Below are 16265 nucleotides of genomic sequence, written 5' to 3' on the forward strand. Positions count from 1 at the left end.
CATGACTGATTGCCGTCGTGCTAAAAATACGTGTTTGCTGCGCTTGCAGCTACGCCCGCTATCGGCTGCTATTTTAGCGCTGTCTGCTGCGCCGCTGTGGGCAGCCGCTCAAGCACCTGGCTATGGCCAAGACAGCATAGCCGGATTGCCAGTTTATGCTGCGCAAGAATCATCGGAGCCAGCCTCCGTCGCTACGCCAACCTCAGTGCCGGCAGCCCCTAGTGCAGCGTTAGCAACAGCAGCAGCGCCGAACACCGAACCCAGTCTACCGCCCAAACCCAACGCAGGCCTGCCCAACATTGACACCGCCGGTGAACGACTAGGCTGGCTGACGCGTGCAGAGATCGCGCAATTACCCGCCATTGATCAGCCGCCGATGGATGCCACCTGCGAAGGCGCTTGGGTTACACCCATTGGCCCGTCCGTGATTGCCGGCAAGCTCAACGAATCCGACGTAAAGGCCATGGCGGATAGCCTGAGCTATCGTGACAATGGCGAAGCCGTGTTGGAGGGCCAAGTACGCCTACAACAGTCCGGGCGCTTGGTCGAGGCCGACAGTGGCTACCTCACCCAAGATCGTGACTACGCACGCTTCGATGGCAATATTCGCTTAGCTGAGCCCGGCTTGCTCCTTACGGGCGATCAGGGCGTCGTTAACGTCAACACCTCTGCCGGGCAATTGCTATCCAGCGAATTTGTTTCCAGCAGCATGCATGCGCATGGTCGCGCCGAGCGCATTCGTCGCTTCAGCGATGGCTCCATGCGTATCGATCAAGGCATGTACACCACCTGTGCGCCAGGTCAGCGCAGCTGGTCGTTTCTCGCCAGCAACATCGTGCTCGATCCAAATACGGGCGTGGGCAAGGTCTACGATGCCAAGCTACGCATTAATGATGTGCCGGTGCTATACACGCCTTACTTTCGCTTCCCGATTGACGACAGACGCCAAACCGGCTTGCTACCACCGCACTTTGGTACGTCAACCAATGGCGGCTTTGTCTACGCCCAGCCGATTTACCTGAACTTGGCCCCCAACTACGACGCCACCCTCACCCCCACGCTCTACACGCAGCGGGGTCTGCTCATGAAGGGTGAGTTCCGCTACCTCACCGAGAGCTTGGGCCGTGGCGAAATCAGTGGTGCCCTCTTAGCCAATGACAAACAAACTGGCGAAGACCGTAAATCCGGTCGTTACCGTCATGATGTGCAGTGGGACAGTGGCTGGAGCGCCCGCACGGACCTGAACTATGTGAGTGATCCATTTTATCTGACAGACTTGGGTAGCGGCTTAGAAATTGCCAACCAAACCTACCAAGAGCGTGTTGGTGACGTCCGTTACGACCAAGGCAATTGGCATCTTCTAGCGCGCGCTCAAGGCTTCCAAACGCTGGATCCCACGCTCGCGGATGGTGACAAGCCCTTCACCCGCTTGCCTCAGATATTGCTCACCACAGACCCGTCGCTAATGCCGGGCTGGCAGCATCAACTGCGCGCGGAAATCACTAATTTCCAACGCAGCATTAATGATGGCAGTGCCGATGAAGTGAACGGCGTGCGCTTACGCTTGGACCCACAGTTACGCTACGACTTCAATCAGCCTTGGGGATTTGTGCGTCCTGGCGTGCGTGTGTCGCACTTGCAGTACGCCTTAACGGGCAGTGGCACCGCGGGCAAAGCCGATGCACCGAGCTTCACTTTACCCACGCTCAGTCTAGATTCTGGTCTGTTCTTTGAACGCTTTAGCGACAACGGAAGCAGTGTCACGCTCGAACCACGGGCACTGTATTTGTACTCGCCGTATCGAAACCAATCGTCACTGCCTGTGTTCGATACAGCAACGCGTACGTTTAGTTACGACCAACTATTCCGCGACACGCGCTTCTCGGGCAACGACCGTATCGATGACGCACACCAGCTCTCGCTCGGCGTCACCACCCGTCATCTCGACGATACCGGTTTTGAACACCTGCAAGCGTCTTTAGGCCAGATTTACTATTTCCGGGATCGCTTAGTCACCCTGCCAATTAGCTGCACGGGCTCAAGTTCCATTGCCTGCAGCTCCGGCGTTGGCCAGCCCGGCATTTCCAGCAGCTCGGATTTTGCCGGCAACATCACCCTGCGGGCTAATGAGGAAACCAGCGTCTACGCGGACTTCCTGTTCAACCCAGACGACAGCAAATTCACGCAATACAGCGTAGGCGCGAGCTATTTACCGTTAAATGCCGGGCGCGTGTATAACGCAGGTTATCGCTTCCGCCGCGACGACCCCACCATTGGTCAGAAGCAGGTAAGCCAAAGCCAAGTGTCCTTCGTTCAACCGTTTGGAGTGAACTGGAAAGTCATTGGCCTTTGGCAATACGACCTGCTGGCTGAGGAGTCCCAGGAAGCATTATTCGGTGTCTCTTATGAGTCGTGTTGCTGGCAGGTGCGTGTGTTTAGGCGCAGCTATATCGCCGTGACTGACACGACCGCACAAGCGAATACCGACCGCAACTCCAGCACATTCTTTATTGAAGTGACACTGAAGGGTCTTGCTGGTATTGGCAGTCGCGTAGATGCCCTGCTCGAACGCAACGTAATTGGTTACTCACAACTCGCAAAAACTGAGGACAGCTTCTAATGTGGCGCCCGCTAACAAAACTCATATTTACTTCGACCCTATTGATTTCGGGCCTCTCGAGCAACCTCTGGGCTGCCGCCAAACCCTTAGATCAAATCGCGATTATTGTGAATGATGGTGTCATCCTGAATTCCGACATCGACACGCGAGTTGCAGATCTCCGCTTCCAAGCTCAGCAGCGCAAAGCCGCCGTTCCTGACGATAAAACCTTGCGTCAGCAAGCACGTGAGCAGCTCATTCTTGAGACCCTGCAAATGCAGCTGGCTGAGCGTAATGGCATTCGTGCTGACGACACCGCCGTGATTGCCACACTCAATGGCATGGCGCGCCAAAACGGCATGACACTGGATAAGTTCCGTAGCCAGCTCGACTCCACGCCCGGAACCAGTTTCGCTGGCGTTCGCGCCGCAGTAGAGCGTGAGCAAGTCATTGAACGCCTGCGTCAACGGCGCATGGGTGAGCGTATTCGCATCAGCGATGCCGACATCGCTCAGTTTATGTCTACACCTGCAGGCTCCGAGCTCAATCGTCAGCTGGATGAACAACTCAAGCCCGCAGCAAAGCCCGTAGCGCCTGAGGTCAAACCCGCCGTTCAACAATTCCTAGTGACACAAATTCTCGTGCCCATGGAAGAAGACGCATCCCCGCGTAAACAGCTACAGCTCACTGCCCTAGCGGAGCGACTACTTGCCGTGCAACGCACGGGTGTAACGCCCGAAGAAGCCATTGATAGCCTGAAAGGCAAAACCAGCGACGCGGCTATTGAGCCTTTGGGCTGGCGTGCGCTTGAGGACATGCCCACGTTGCTTATTGAACCCATTAAGCAACGCATTGCAGGAACGGAGCCTAGCTTAGTTCGTTCGCCGCGCGGCTGGCACTTGCTTTGGCTGCTCGATCGCCGTGAGCTGAAAGCGCCTGAGTCGGTACTACCGCCGCCGCCGCCCGCACCCACCACGGTCGTGGCCCAACGCCAGGTTCGGCACATCCTGATGCGCCCTAATGACTTGCAGTCCAGCGACGATGTTCGCCAAGTCATGGATGGCATCTATCGCCAACTGACCAAGGGAGCCGACTTCGCTGAGCTGGCACGCTTGCAGTCGCAAGATCCAGGCTCCGCGGTAAAGGGTGGCGATTTAGGCTGGGTATCACCCGGCGATATGGTGCCTGAATTCGACCGCATGATTGGCAAGACGCCCATAGGTCAGATCAGCCAGCCGTTTTTAAGCAGCTTTGGTTGGCACATTTTGCGTGTAGAGGGCGAGCGTAAGCAGGATATGCGCGACAGCATTTTGAAAGACCGCGCTCGCCAAATTCTCTTTGCTCGAGCCTATGACGAAGAGCTGGGTGCCTGGCTGCGCGAACTACGCTCCGAGGCTTATGTGGACTATCGCGGCGCGCGCTAAGCGTCCGCGAGTCGATAGCCAACGCCGGGCTCGGTGAGCAAATACCTAGGCTCACTCGGGTTCGGCTCTATCTTCTGCCGCAATTGTCGCAAATAAATCCGTAAATAATGCGTGTCATCACTGTGGTGACGGCCCCAAATAGCCTGCAGTAACTGGGCATGGGTGACCACGCGTCCCCGAGACTGCGCCAAGATGGCCAGCAACTGAAACTCCTTTGGCGTTAGCTTCAACGCCTCCTCAGCCAGCCAAACCTGATGCTTCTCCAAGTCCACACGCAATGCACCCACCGCGTATTGTTGGGTAACCGGTATCGCCTCTAGGCGTCGGCGCTGCGCCACGCGCAAGCGCGCTAACAGCTCCGCCACACTAAACGGCTTGGTAAGGTAGTCCTCGGCACCGGCATCGAGCGCACTGATTTTATCGGACTCTTGCGAACGCGCAGAAACCACGACCACTTGCGCATCACAGCGTGACTTCAGCTCCGGCAACAGCGCTAAGCCATCGCCATCCGGCAATCCTAAATCGAGCAGAATAAGCGCCGGATCATCTAAGGCGACCCGAGCAAGTGCTTCATCGGCACGCATGGCCGTGGTCACGGCATAGCCTTGTGCAGTCAATGTGGTCGATAAAAATCGGGACAAGCTGGGGTCATCTTCGATGATGAGAATATCAACCGTCATGACACGTCCTCATCCTGAGTGATGGGGCTTGCTTGCGTAGGCCGAGGCAAGCTCAAGATAAAAACAGCCCCTCGAGGTTGCCCACGCGCCGCACGAATATGCCCGTGATGAGCCTCTAAAATGGCGCGACAAATCGCGAGACCCAAACCCGCTCCTGGAATGGGGCCTGCGCTATCGCCGCGATAAAACTTTTTAAACAGTTGGTCCGGCTCTTCACTAAAGCCGGGGCCGTCATCCGCAATGGCGAGCTCCACGCGATCCTCGAAAACCTGTGTAGAAATGACAACTTGGGCTTCGGGTGGAGTGTACTTGCCGATGTTCTCTAATAAGTTCACCAGCACGCGTTCAATCAAACGCGGATCAAAACGCAGCAAGGGCAATTCATCCGGCAGGCTCAGCGTGATCTGCCTTGGCGCCAGCTGCGCACGCCACGTCGGCATCACAGCGCCAATAATTTCGTCCAGTGCTTGCCAGTCTTGCTGCAACGTCACGGGCCCAGACTCTAATCGAGCCAGCTCCAACAGATTCTCCACTAGCGCCTGCATACGCCGAGACTCGTCATAAATGAGACTGACTAAGCCTTGTCGCGCGGCTGGTGTGAGCACGACCTCATCCGACATGAGTGATGAAGACGCACCAATTAACCCCGCCAACGGCGTACGCAAATCATGGGATAACGCGCTGAGCACGGAGTTGCGTAGCCGCTCTGTCTCCAACTCACGCGTGTAGCGATAGAGTCTATCCAGCTCACGAGCCCGCTCCGCCGACTCCAAGGCCTTATCTCGCCAACGCGTGGTGAGCTGGCTAATGAAAACGCTCATGGCCATGGTGATGACTGCCGTGATCGCATACTGACTGAGCTCAGCAGCATCCAAATAGCCGATTGGCAAATACAGCCCGGCATAAGCCAAACTGGCTAATACCGAAGCCAATAGCGCCGCTCGCCCACCCGCCACGTAGGCCACAGAGACCACGGCTAACATAAAGAGCAACACCAAATTCGGCAGGGACACATAACGCTGCAAGAACCACGACGCAGCGCTCGCCGCGGCGACCGTAATTAAGGCAAGCAAATAAGGCTTGGCATGTGGCCATAGGCGGCGGATAGCGAATCTCCCTTAGGCAGTACGAGCAGCGGGTGGCATGAGAAGTTTTACGGGATTTTTACTTGGCGACACCGCGTACTACCAAGACAATGCCAACTGTACCCAGCAGCGTCAACTGGACCCCTGGTTACCGGTGATAAGTCTTATGCGGCAAGTCTTGTCATTGCATGTCCGACGTCGGTGTCCACTCCTCTTAGGTTGGCTATGGCACAATAGAGTGGATGACCGACGCGCAGGATGTGATTTCCCCCGATGATCCCCCGACTTGCATTAACCCCAGGCGAACCTGCTGGCATCGGCCCCGATCTGCTGGTCATGCTTGCACAATCCGCTTGGCCTGCTGAACTCATTGCCATCACAGATACTCAGTTATTGACGCGAGCAGCACAACGGCTAAAGCTCCCGTTAACGCTACTGTCACATGACCCTTCCAGTGCCGCGTCAGCACATGTGCCGGGCACCCTGAAAGTGGCGCAAGTTCCCCTCGCGAACACCGAACGACCGGGGCATCTGGATGTCAGCAACGCGCACGCCGTGTTGGCGACGCTAGATCGCGCCTGCGATGGCTGCCTGAGCGATGAGTTTGCCGCCATGATTACCGCCCCCGTGCAGAAGTCGGTCATTAATGATGCCGGCATCGCGTTTAGCGGTCACACCGAATACCTGCAAGCCCGTTGCAATGTGCCTCGCGTGGTGATGATGCTGGCCTGCCCCGGATTGCGTGTCGCGTTGGCCACCACGCATCTGCCGTTGCGCGACGTAGCGGATGCCATTACCCCGGAACGTCTAACGCAGGTCCTGCAGATATTGCATCATGACTTGCGCAGGAACTTCGGCATCGCCGACCCACACATTTTGGTCGCTGGTCTGAACCCGCATGCCGGTGAGTCCGGCCACCTCGGTCGCGAAGAAATTGAGGTGATTGAGCCTACCCTGAATCAACTCAGGGCCCAGGGCATGAACCTGTCCGGTCCACTGCCCGCCGACACACTGTTCACGCCACGCCTGCTCGCCGATGCCGATGCCGTGCTCGCGATGTACCACGATCAGGGCTTGCCCGTGCTCAAGCACGCCGGCTTTGGCGAAGCCGTGAATATCACACTCGGCCTGCCCATCATTCGTACTTCTGTAGATCACGGCACGGCACTCTCGCTGGCCGGCACCGGCCTGGCTGAAGTTGGCAGTCTTCATGCTGCCGTTCAGGAAGCCATCCACATGATTCACGCCAGAAACAGAACTTAATGAGCCACACACCATGAGTCATCCGCAGGGCAAGAAAGGCAGTCGCGTTGTTGAAGGTCACGTCGCGCGCAAACGCTTCGGCCAGAACTTCCTCAGTGACGACCGTGTTATTCAGCAAATCGTGGCCAGCTTTCAACCCAGCACAGAGCAAAATGTGGTCGAAATCGGCCCTGGCCTAGGTGCGCTGACCAAGGTGTTGTTGCCCGCGCTAGGGCATATGCAGGTGGTCGAGCTGGACCGGGATTTGGCCGCGCGCCTGCCCAACACCTTGGCCGGCATGGGCGAGCTCGTTATTCACAGTGGCGACGCGCTTCTGTTCGACTTTGCCCCCCTAGCAACCGCCCTGGGTGGGGCAGACCTCCGTGTCATCGGCAACCTGCCCTACAATATTTCCACACCCCTAATTTTTCATTTGCTGGACCATGTGGGTGTGATTCGCGACATGCATTTCATGCTGCAAAAGGAAGTGGTTGATCGGCTTTGTGCCGAGCCCGGCAGCAACGATTACGGTCGCCTGTCCGTCATGGTGCAGTACCGTTGCCAGCCCGAATGGCTGTTCGATGTACCACCAGAAGCCTTTAGTCCGCCCCCGAAAGTGACCTCAGCCATCGTGCGCCTGACACCCTACAGCGAGCTGCCCTACCCCTGCCGCGACGAGAAGCTGCTGGCAGAGGTGGTCATGGCGGCCTTCACCATGCGCCGCAAGACCTTACGCAATGCACTCGGACGCTACCCCGAAGAAATCCTGCGAAGTACGGGTGTCAACCTGACCAGTCGCCCTGAGACATTGTCCGTGGCAGACTATGTCGCAATCACCAATGCGTTAGCGGAAGCCAAACCATGAGCCAATCAGTGCATTCGGTCGATGCCCATGGCATCAGCATTCAAGTGCGCAGTGAGTACTTGGCGGAGCCATCAAATCCGGCCGAGAAGCGCTATGTATTTGCTTACCATATTCGAATTCGTAACGAAGGCGTCCGCACCGCGCGATTGCTGACTCGGCATTGGATCATCACCGACGCCGAGGCACGCGTGCAGGAAGTTCGGGGCGATGGCGTGATTGGCGAACAGCCCACATTGGCACCGGGCGAGCATTTCGAATACACCAGCGGCTCTGTGCTAGAAACCCCCGTCGGCAGCATGCATGGCAGCTACGGCATGATCAACGAAGTTGGCGAGCGCTTTGAATCGCCCATCCCAGCCTTTACGCTGGCCATTCCGCGCGTACTCAACTAAGGGGCAGATTGCATGGCGCACTATGCCATCGGCGATGTGCAAGGTTGTCGCGCCGCGCTGGAAAACCTGCTCGACACCATCGCCTTCGACCCGGCACAAGATCGGCTCTACTTTGCTGGCGATCTGGTTGCTCGTGGTCCCGATTCCTTAGGCACGCTGCGTCTAATCCATGACCTCGGTGCGGCGGCAGACACCGTGCTCGGCAATCACGATTTACACCTCTTAGCCGCCCATCACGGTCTGGCCACGCTGAAAGCGAAAGACGGCACGCTCCCCATTCTCGACGCATCCGATCGCACGGCACTCATGACGTGGTTACAAGCACGGCCACTGTTGATTGAGCTGCCGGATGTCGCCGCGCAGCCGCATGTGCTTTGCCATGCAGGCTGGCTCCCAGGCTGGACACCCGCACAGGCTCGCGATCACGCGCAGGAAGTCGAAGTGGCACTTCGCGGCGCAGATGCCCTGAGCTATCTCGCCAACATGTACGGTAACGAACCGGCCATCTGGCGCGACGATCTGGCCGGCACGACGCGCCTGCGAGCCATCACCAATGTCTTTACCCGCATGCGACTGCTGCATGCCGATGGCGCACTCGATTTCCTGCACAAGGACTCGCCGAATACCGCGCCCAGTGGCCTGAAGCCTTGGTATGCCGCCGACCTCCATGCCTTGGGCAGCGCCCGAATTATTTTCGGGCACTGGGCCGCCATTCTTGGCATCACGCATCAGCCGCAGTGCATTGCGCTGGATACTGGCTGCGTCTGGGGCAACCACCTCACGGCCTACCGGCTGGAAGACGGCCGACGCTTCCACAGCCGTCCGGGGTTGCAATGAGCGGCCAGCGCTATCAAGCCTATCGCGTCGGCGGCGCTGTCCGGGATCGCCTGCTCGGCCTGGATGTGGTCGATATTGACTGGGTCGTGGTGGGTGCCACGCCAGAGGACTTGCTGGCACAGGGCTATCGCCAGGTCGGCAACGAATTCCCCGTCTTCCTGCACCCACAAACACAGGCTGAATATGCGCTGGCTCGCACCGAGCGCAAACACGGCAGTGGCTATAACGGCTTCATGTGTGATTTCTCGCCGGATGTCACGCTGGAGGCGGACTTGCAACGCCGCGACCTGACCATCAATGCCATGGCTGAACTCGACGATGGCAACATCATCGACCCTTGTGGAGGGCAACAGGACCTGGCAGCAAGACTGCTTCGCCATGTCTCACCAGCTTTCGTCGAAGACCCCTTGCGCGTACTCCGTGTTGCCCGCTTTGCGGCACGCTTTAAACCCCTAGGTTTTCGTATTGCGCCAGAAACTTTTGCTCTGATGCAGCAGCTCAGTCGCAGCGGCGAGCTGCAAACGCTAACACCCGAGCGCGTTTGGCAGGAGATGTCACGCGCATTGGCGGGGCCGCGCCCCGATGTATTTTTTGATGTCCTACAGGACTGCGGTGCGCTTGCCATTTTGCTGCCGGAAGTGAGTCATCTCTTTGGCGTTCCGCAGCGCGCCGACTATCACCCGGAAGTGGATACGGGCCTGCACACCCTGCTCAGTCTGCAACAAGCCGAGCGACTAACGACCGATGCCGCGATACGTTACGCCGTCTTGCTCCATGATGTTGGCAAAGGCCTCACGCCCACGGATGTGCTGCCCCGCCATACCGGCCACGAAGCGCGTGGCCTGCCTTTGATTCGCGCGATCGGCCAACGCCTGCGCGCACCCAAGGCCTGGCAGGAACTGGCGCTGCTGGTGGGCGAGTGGCATCTCGACTGTCATCGCGCCGATGAATTACGCCCAGACACGCTGCTGCGCAAATTGACGTTGTTGGATGCTTGGCGTCGCCCCGAACGCTTTGCCGACTTCCTGACTGCCTGTGAAGCGGATGCACGTGGCCGCACCGGCTTGGAAGATCGTGATTATTGGCAGCGGGATTACTGGCTCGGTGCATTTGCTGCCACTCAGGTCGACATGCCTGCACTGCTGGCCCAAGGCCTCAAAGGCGCTGATATGGCAAAAGCCATTGCCGAACAACGCCTGAGTCAACTCACCGATTATCGTAACCACTATCGACACCTGAGCCCTCGCCCAGGCTAAAACGAGATGCCCATGACTCATGACGATCCGTTAAATGCTCGCGTAGTGCTCATTACCGGTGCCGGTCGTCGCGTCGGTGCCGCCACCGCACGGCGTCTGCACCGACAGGGCTGGCGCGTGCTACTACATTGCTTTCACTCACAGCGCACCGCTCACCTGCTCGCCGATGAGCTCAACGCTTTTCGCCCGGACAGCGCCCGTGTGCTCATTGCCAACCTGAGCAATGCCAGTGCCGTGACCGCGTTGGCAGTCGCCAGCATTGATGCCTATGGGCGATTAGACGCCCTAGTGAATAACGCCTCTTCGTTCTACCCCACCCCCGTAGGAACAACCTCACAAGCGCAGTGGGATGACCTGTTTGCCAGCAACGCTCGCGCGCCCTTTTTTCTCAGCCAGGCCTTAACTCCCGCCCTCCAAGCTAGCGCTCGGGGCAGCATCGTCAATGTCATTGATATTCATGCCGAGTTCCCGCTAGCAGAGCACACGGTCTATTGCATGGCGAAAGCCGCATTAGGGGCCATGACAAAGTCGCTCGCCAAAGAGCTGGCTCCCTGCGTGCGCGTTAATGGCGTTGCGCCGGGGGCGATTGCGTGGCCTGAGGGCAGTGGCGAAATGTCGCCGGTACTGCAAGAAAAAATTCTGGCCAGCGTGCCACTGGGGCGCGTCGGCGGTTTTGATAGCATCGCCGACACCATTGCCTTCCTGATTGAAGGCAGCGATTACATCAGCGGCCAAATCATCGCGGTAGATGGTGGACGCAGCGTCTGGGGCTAAGGCTTAGCTCGTGCGCTGACCGCGCTCAATGAGTACACCTACGTCCTGAGCGCCACGCACGGCGCCCGGCTTGCTGACACGCAGTCGCATCCAGGGCACCTGAAACTCCTCTCGCAAGATGGTCCAGATCGATTCCGCTAACGTCTCAACCAGCTCGTAATGCGCCGTCTCCACATGCGCTTTTAAACGCTGCGATACCGCCTTGTAGTCCAGCGCATCGGCAATGGCATCGCTAGCCGCTGCGGCGCGAATATCCCAGCCCATCTCCAAGTCCAAACTCAAGGTCTGTTTAATGCGGCGCTCCCACTGGAACATGCCGATGACTGTCTCGAGTTTGAAATCTCGGATGTAAACAATATCCATTCGTTGCCTCGTCGCGCGCAGGTTGTCTTGCTAGGATTGCGACAGGTTTTTTGCCAAGCTGCGATACTGCAACTTATTCATTTTCAGTCATGGAGCAGACATGAGCCCCGACCTAATTGCCTGTACGGCGCTGATTCTCGCTTATCTGCTGGGCTCTGTCTCGGCGGCGATCATCGTTTGTCGTTTGATGGGGCTGCCTGACCCTCGCACAGACGGCTCCGGCAACCCCGGCACCACCAATGTTTTGCGCTTGGGCGGCAAACCTGCTGCCTTGCTTACCCTTACCGGCGACATGCTGAAAGGGGTCATCCCCGTGCTCCTAGCGCGCGAGTATGGCATGAGTGATGTCTTGCTCAGTGCCGTTGGTATTGCCGCTTTCCTAGGCCATCTCTACCCGGTCTTTTTCCGCTTTGAGGGCGGCAAAGGCGTGGCCACGGCGCTTGGCGTGATGCTCAGTCTTCACTGGGGTTTGGGTTTGACGGTGGTGCTACTGTGGGTTGCCGGATTTGCCTTAACGCGGATTTCTTCCGTGGGGGCGATTACTGCGTTTATTGCCGCGCCTTTTCTGGCGAGCTGGCTCATGCCTCAAGCCATGCTCGGCGTAGTTGGCATGAGCGTGCTACTACTGGCTCGCCATAAAAGTAATATTGTGTCACTGCTTAAAGGCACTGAACGGCGCTTTAAATAAGCATCGCTCAACCGATGGCCGACAGCTCCGTCATCGGCCATCGCGCTCTCACACTCACGCCTAAACCAACCGATTCACCCGCCCGTAAGCGCTGACAGCCAGCAAACGCAATCATCGCGCCATTGTCTGTGCAGAATTCGGGTGCAGGGTAAAAGGCCTTAGCCTGCATTGGCTTTAACGCCTCCGCGAGCTCTGAACGTAAGCGCTTATTTGCACTTACGCCACCCGCCAAGACGATGCGCTTTAAGCCTGTTTCTTGCATTGCGCGAATGCATTTACGAATTAACGTATCTACCGCCGCGGCCTCAAAGCTGGCACAGATATCCGCCGTTTTATTGGGGTAGTCCTCCGTTTGCTGACGTGCGGTGAGCACCGCTGTTTTCAAGCCGCTAAACGAGAAATCGAGGCCGGGTCGGTCGAGCATCGGGCGCGGAAACTTAAACGCATCATCCCGCCCTGTCTGCGCCAGGCGAGCAACCGCCGGCCCACCGGGATAACTCAGCCCTAACATTTTCGCGACCTTATCAAAGGCCTCGCCCGCGGCATCATCAATCGATTCACCGAGCAGGGCATAGCGACCAATGCCATCGACCCGCATGAGCTGGGTATGTCCACCAGACACCAGCAACGCCACAAACGGAAAGGCTGGGGGATCAGCCTCCAACAACGGGGCGAGCAAATGCCCTTCCATATGGTGTATCGGCACCGCGGGGATACCCCAGGCGTAGGCCAGCGAGCGTGCCATTAATGCCCCAGTCAACAGCGCACCGGCCAAGCCAGGACCTGCTGTGTAGGCAATGCCGTCGATATCCCCCGGCTGGCACCCCGCTGCCTCCATGACCTCACGCACCAGCGGCACCATTTTGCGGATGTGATCGCGAGAGGCCAATTCCGGCACAACACCGCCGTAATCGGCATGCATATCGATTTGGCTATAGAGGCAATGTGCCAGTAACTGCCCACTGCCGGCATCGTCATAAATCGCTACGCCGGTCTCATCGCAAGAAGTTTCCATACCCAAAACACGCATTTCGGCACCTGAATTGAAGCTATTTGATGGCGCGCAGTGTAACGCTGCACACAGGGGGTTTGCCATTCGCAAGATAACTGGCTAAAATCCGCGCCCCACGCCCAGTCGGCGTATCGAATTTCTGAACCCAGGTGAGCATTCATGCCCCAAGTTAAAGTGAAAGAAGGCGAACCGTTTGACGTCGCCCTGCGTCGTTTCAAGCGTTCCTGTGAAAAGGCTGGTGTCCTGGCTGACGTGCGCAAGCGTGATTTCTTCGAAAAGCCAACGCAAGAGCGCAAGCGCAAAGCCGCTGCCGCTGTAAAGCGTCACGCGAAGAAAGTACAACGCGAAGCCGTTAAGGTTAAGCGCCTGTACTAATTTCAGCACGGGGCGCATCATGCGATGTGCCCCGCTGAAATTCTCGTTGTTGCATCCCTTTAGCATGCTGGTTACATCATGTCTCTGAAAGCTCGCCTGACCGAAGCCATGAAAGACGCAATGCGCGCCCAAGACAAAGATCGTCTGGGTGTTGTTCGCATGGCGCTAACCGCGTTCAAGCAAATTGAAGTGGATGAGCGCATTGAGCTCGACGATGCGCGATCACTGGCTGTGCTGGAAAAGCTGGTGAAACAACGTCGCGAATCTGCCGCTGCCTTTGAACAAGGTGGTCGTGCCGAATTGGCGGTGAAAGAGCTGGCCGAAATTGCCATCTTGCAAACTTTTTTGCCTGAGCCCTTAAGTGATGCCGAACTTGCATCGCTGATTTCTGCCGCTATTGCAGAAGCGGGTGCCACCAGTGCTCGCGATATGGGCAAAGTCATGAACCTGTTACGCCCCATGGTGGCAGGCCGCGCCGATGTCGGTGCGCTTTCTCAGCAAGTGAAAACTCGCCTCAGCTGATTCCTTGCCCTGCATTGCACACTTTGTGATGCTATCGCACACTGCTGCATTGCCTTTTTCTGACTCGAGCTGACATGTCTGCAGGTCGAATTCCACAAGCGTTCATTGATGAAGTGCTGCTGCGCACCGATATCGTTGATCTGATTGATGCCCGCGTAAAACTTAAACGCGCCGGCAAGAATTACGCCGCCTGCTGCCCATTCCACCAAGAAAAGTCGCCCTCCTTTACCGTCAACCGCGAAAAGCAGTTCTACTACTGTTTTGGTTGTGGCGCCTCCGGCAATGCCCTGAGCTTTCTCATCGAGCATGATCGTCTGGAATTCATGGACGGCCTGAAACAGCTGGCTGGCCAAGCCGGCATGACACTGCCCGAAACCCGAGAAGCTGGCAACAGCTCGCGAGATACCCAACAGCCCCTGTACGATGCCTTGGAATCAGCCGCGCAATTTTTCGAGCAGCAATTGCGCCAAGCCCCCGCGCGTGATCGCGCCGTGAGCTACCTGAAAAAGCGCGGTGTCACTGGCGCCGTGGCAAAACATTTTCGTCTCGGCTACGCCCCACCCGGCTGGGATAACCTGCTGCAGAACTTAGGCCAAGACCCTGTTGCCAACGAGCGTCTGTTGCAAGCCGGCTTGCTCATTCGTAATGAGCAGCGCAACTCCGTCTACGATGCCCTGCGCGACCGCGTGATCTTCCCGATCCGCGATTTCCGTGGCCGCGTCATCGCCTTTGGCGGTCGTGTACTCAATGACGATAAGCCCAAGTATCTGAACTCCCCCGAGTCACCCGTCTTCCATAAGGGCCAAGAGCTCTATGGTCTGTATGAGGCGCGCCAGTCCGGCAAACTCTCGCGACTCTTGGTCGTGGAAGGCTATATGGACGTGGTTGCTCTCGCCCAAAATGGCATTCCTGAAGCGGTCGCAACGTTAGGCACGGCCACCAGCACCGCCCATATCGAGCGCTTGTTTCGGGTTGTTTCGGATGTGGTGTTTTGCTTCGATGGCGACAATGCCGGACGCCGCGCGGCTTGGCGTGCCCTAGAAAATGCCCTGCCCGCTTTAAAAGATGGCGTTAGCGCCCGCTTTCTGTTTTTACCCGATGGGGAAGACCCCGACAGCCTGGTCCGACGCGAAGGTCCTGAACTCTTTCGGGCGCGAATTGAGGCTGACTCCGTACCCCTCACCGAGCAATTGTTCCGACATTTAAGTGAGGGCATTACGCTCACTTCACTGGAGGGGCGCTCAAAGCTTGCTAACGAAGCGTTACCTTTGCTCGCTCTGGTGCCCGAGAGCCTATTTAAAACGCTGCTATTGCAACGCCTCAGTGAACTAACCGAGCTCAGTGTTGATGTCATTGAAAAACAGCTAAACCAACGCGCTGTCCAGAAAGTGGTTCAGCAACAGCAAGCGGCAGTGGATACCACGCAGTACAGCGCACAGCCGCCCGCCACGACAAGCGACTCTCAGAGCTCGGATGAACCCTACTGGGCTCATGGCCCCGATGAAGATGCCGACGCGATGGCTTGGCTGCACCACGAAGACCAACAACACGCAAATCCACCCAAGTTCGGTGCGCGTAAAGGTACTTTTGGTGAGACTAAATTTAGTCGTAACGACAAAAAGCAGCCCTTCACGCCCCGTCGTGAGCGCACGCAGCCCCCTGCACTACGTTCTTTGTCGGCGCAGACGATTCGCCTGCTGCTTCAGGCACCCAAGCTTGCCGCACGCTGGCCCGAAGATCTTTTACTCACGCTTGATGACCCTGAATCCAGTGTCCTGCACGCATTACTGCATGACTTGCAGCGCGACCCTGATCGCAGCTTGGCCGCCCTGCTCGGCAGCTGGCACGGCACGCCGGAAGGTGATGCACTTGCGGCTATTGCTGCAGAAGCTTGGCTGCTCACGCCAGCGGACCCTGAGATTGAAGCGCGTCATCTCACTTACCGCCTGAGACTACGCGCCCTTGAATTAGAGGCCGACCGCCTCAACAAACAACTACAACACCAACCAGATCGCAGCATCTTGCAAGCGCTGACTGACATCAAAAGACAACACGCTGAACTTCAACGTCAGGCCGCAAGCGAAGCATCGACCTAAGCTTGCTCTACTGACAAATTCAGTCACTTGCGGGTATAATTCCGCTCTTATTTTG

16 protein-coding genes are annotated in these 16265 nt (G+C 57.5%); 12 read left to right on the forward strand and 4 right to left on the reverse strand.

What is annotated here, in order from left to right:
* Position 1 precedes the first annotated feature (1 nt).
* Both AC14IB_RS03450 and AC14IB_RS03455 read left to right on the forward strand, forming a co-directional pair.
* Positions 2-2620: an LPS-assembly protein LptD gene (locus AC14IB_RS03450; protein ID WP_484230572.1), complete on the forward strand. Its 2619-nt coding sequence runs from the start codon at positions 2-4 to the stop codon at positions 2618-2620.
* On the forward strand, positions 2620-4023 hold the full coding sequence (locus AC14IB_RS03455; RefSeq protein WP_484230573.1) for a peptidylprolyl isomerase: 1404 nt from the start codon (positions 2620-2622) through the stop codon (positions 4021-4023). The genes AC14IB_RS03450 and AC14IB_RS03455 overlap by 1 nt, the downstream gene beginning before the upstream one ends.
* Here the strand turns inward: AC14IB_RS03455 and AC14IB_RS03460 are convergent.
* Both AC14IB_RS03460 and AC14IB_RS03465 read right to left on the reverse strand, forming a co-directional pair.
* A complete protein-coding gene (locus AC14IB_RS03460) occupies positions 4020-4703 on the reverse strand; it encodes a response regulator (protein ID WP_484230574.1) in 684 nt (227 codons plus the stop codon). The genes AC14IB_RS03455 and AC14IB_RS03460 overlap by 4 nt on opposite strands.
* Complete coding sequence (locus tag AC14IB_RS03465; protein WP_484230575.1) at positions 4700-5776, reverse strand: sensor histidine kinase; 1077 nt, start codon at positions 5774-5776, stop codon at positions 4700-4702. The genes AC14IB_RS03460 and AC14IB_RS03465 overlap by 4 nt, the downstream gene beginning before the upstream one ends.
* 285 nt (positions 5777-6061) lie before the next feature.
* On the opposite strand from AC14IB_RS03465, the gene pdxA reads away from it, so the two are divergent.
* The 6 genes from pdxA to AC14IB_RS03495 are packed head-to-tail and all read left to right on the forward strand — an operon-like array spanning position 6062 to position 11154.
* Positions 6062-7051, forward strand: coding sequence for a 4-hydroxythreonine-4-phosphate dehydrogenase PdxA (pdxA, locus tag AC14IB_RS03470; protein WP_484230576.1), 990 nt, complete (start codon positions 6062-6064; stop codon positions 7049-7051).
* 13 nt (positions 7052-7064) lie between these two features.
* Positions 7065-7895 carry a 16S rRNA (adenine(1518)-N(6)/adenine(1519)-N(6))-dimethyltransferase RsmA gene (rsmA, locus tag AC14IB_RS03475; protein WP_484230577.1) on the forward strand — a complete coding sequence of 277 codons (831 nt, stop codon included), beginning with the start codon at positions 7065-7067 and terminating at the stop codon, positions 7893-7895.
* On the forward strand, positions 7892-8287 hold the full coding sequence (apaG, locus tag AC14IB_RS03480; RefSeq protein WP_484230578.1) for a Co2+/Mg2+ efflux protein ApaG: 396 nt from the start codon (positions 7892-7894) through the stop codon (positions 8285-8287). The genes rsmA and apaG overlap by 4 nt, the downstream gene beginning before the upstream one ends.
* A gap of 12 nt (positions 8288-8299) precedes the next feature.
* Positions 8300-9124: a symmetrical bis(5'-nucleosyl)-tetraphosphatase gene (locus AC14IB_RS03485; RefSeq protein WP_484230579.1), complete on the forward strand. Its 825-nt coding sequence runs from the start codon at positions 8300-8302 to the stop codon at positions 9122-9124.
* On the forward strand, positions 9121-10380 hold the full coding sequence (locus tag AC14IB_RS03490) for a multifunctional CCA addition/repair protein (protein ID WP_484230580.1): 1260 nt from the start codon (positions 9121-9123) through the stop codon (positions 10378-10380). The genes AC14IB_RS03485 and AC14IB_RS03490 overlap by 4 nt, the downstream gene beginning before the upstream one ends.
* Positions 10381-10392: 12 nt before the next feature.
* Positions 10393-11154, forward strand: coding sequence for a pteridine reductase (locus AC14IB_RS03495; protein WP_484230581.1), 762 nt, complete (start codon positions 10393-10395; stop codon positions 11152-11154).
* A gap of 3 nt (positions 11155-11157) precedes the next feature.
* Here AC14IB_RS03495 and folB read toward each other — a convergent pair whose 3' ends face one another.
* Positions 11158-11517, reverse strand: coding sequence for a dihydroneopterin aldolase (folB, locus tag AC14IB_RS03500; protein WP_068857972.1), 360 nt, complete (start codon positions 11515-11517; stop codon positions 11158-11160).
* 100 nt (positions 11518-11617) lie between these two features.
* On the opposite strand from folB, the gene plsY reads away from it, so the two are divergent.
* Positions 11618-12205, forward strand: a complete 588-nt coding sequence (gene plsY, locus AC14IB_RS03505; RefSeq protein ID WP_484230582.1) for a glycerol-3-phosphate 1-O-acyltransferase PlsY — start codon at positions 11618-11620, stop codon at positions 12203-12205.
* 7 nt (positions 12206-12212) lie between these two features.
* On the opposite strand, the gene tsaD is transcribed toward plsY, so the two are convergent.
* A complete protein-coding gene (gene tsaD / locus AC14IB_RS03510) occupies positions 12213-13235 on the reverse strand; it encodes a tRNA (adenosine(37)-N6)-threonylcarbamoyltransferase complex transferase subunit TsaD (protein WP_484230583.1) in 1023 nt (340 codons plus the stop codon).
* Between the two features lie 141 nt (positions 13236-13376).
* Between tsaD and rpsU the strand changes: the two genes are divergently transcribed.
* The 3 genes from rpsU (at position 13377) to dnaG (ending at position 16210) form a co-directional block, all read left to right on the forward strand.
* Positions 13377-13592, forward strand: a complete 216-nt coding sequence (gene rpsU / locus AC14IB_RS03515) for a 30S ribosomal protein S21 (protein WP_068857969.1) — start codon at positions 13377-13379, stop codon at positions 13590-13592.
* A gap of 78 nt (positions 13593-13670) precedes the next feature.
* On the forward strand, positions 13671-14114 hold the full coding sequence (locus tag AC14IB_RS03520; protein ID WP_068857968.1) for a GatB/YqeY domain-containing protein: 444 nt from the start codon (positions 13671-13673) through the stop codon (positions 14112-14114).
* A 74-nt stretch (positions 14115-14188) separates the two neighbouring features.
* Complete coding sequence (gene dnaG, locus AC14IB_RS03525) at positions 14189-16210, forward strand: DNA primase (protein ID WP_484230584.1); 2022 nt, start codon at positions 14189-14191, stop codon at positions 16208-16210.
* Positions 16211-16265 lie beyond the last annotated feature (55 nt).

The sequence above is a fragment of the Perlucidibaca sp. genome, from assembly GCF_057084925.1.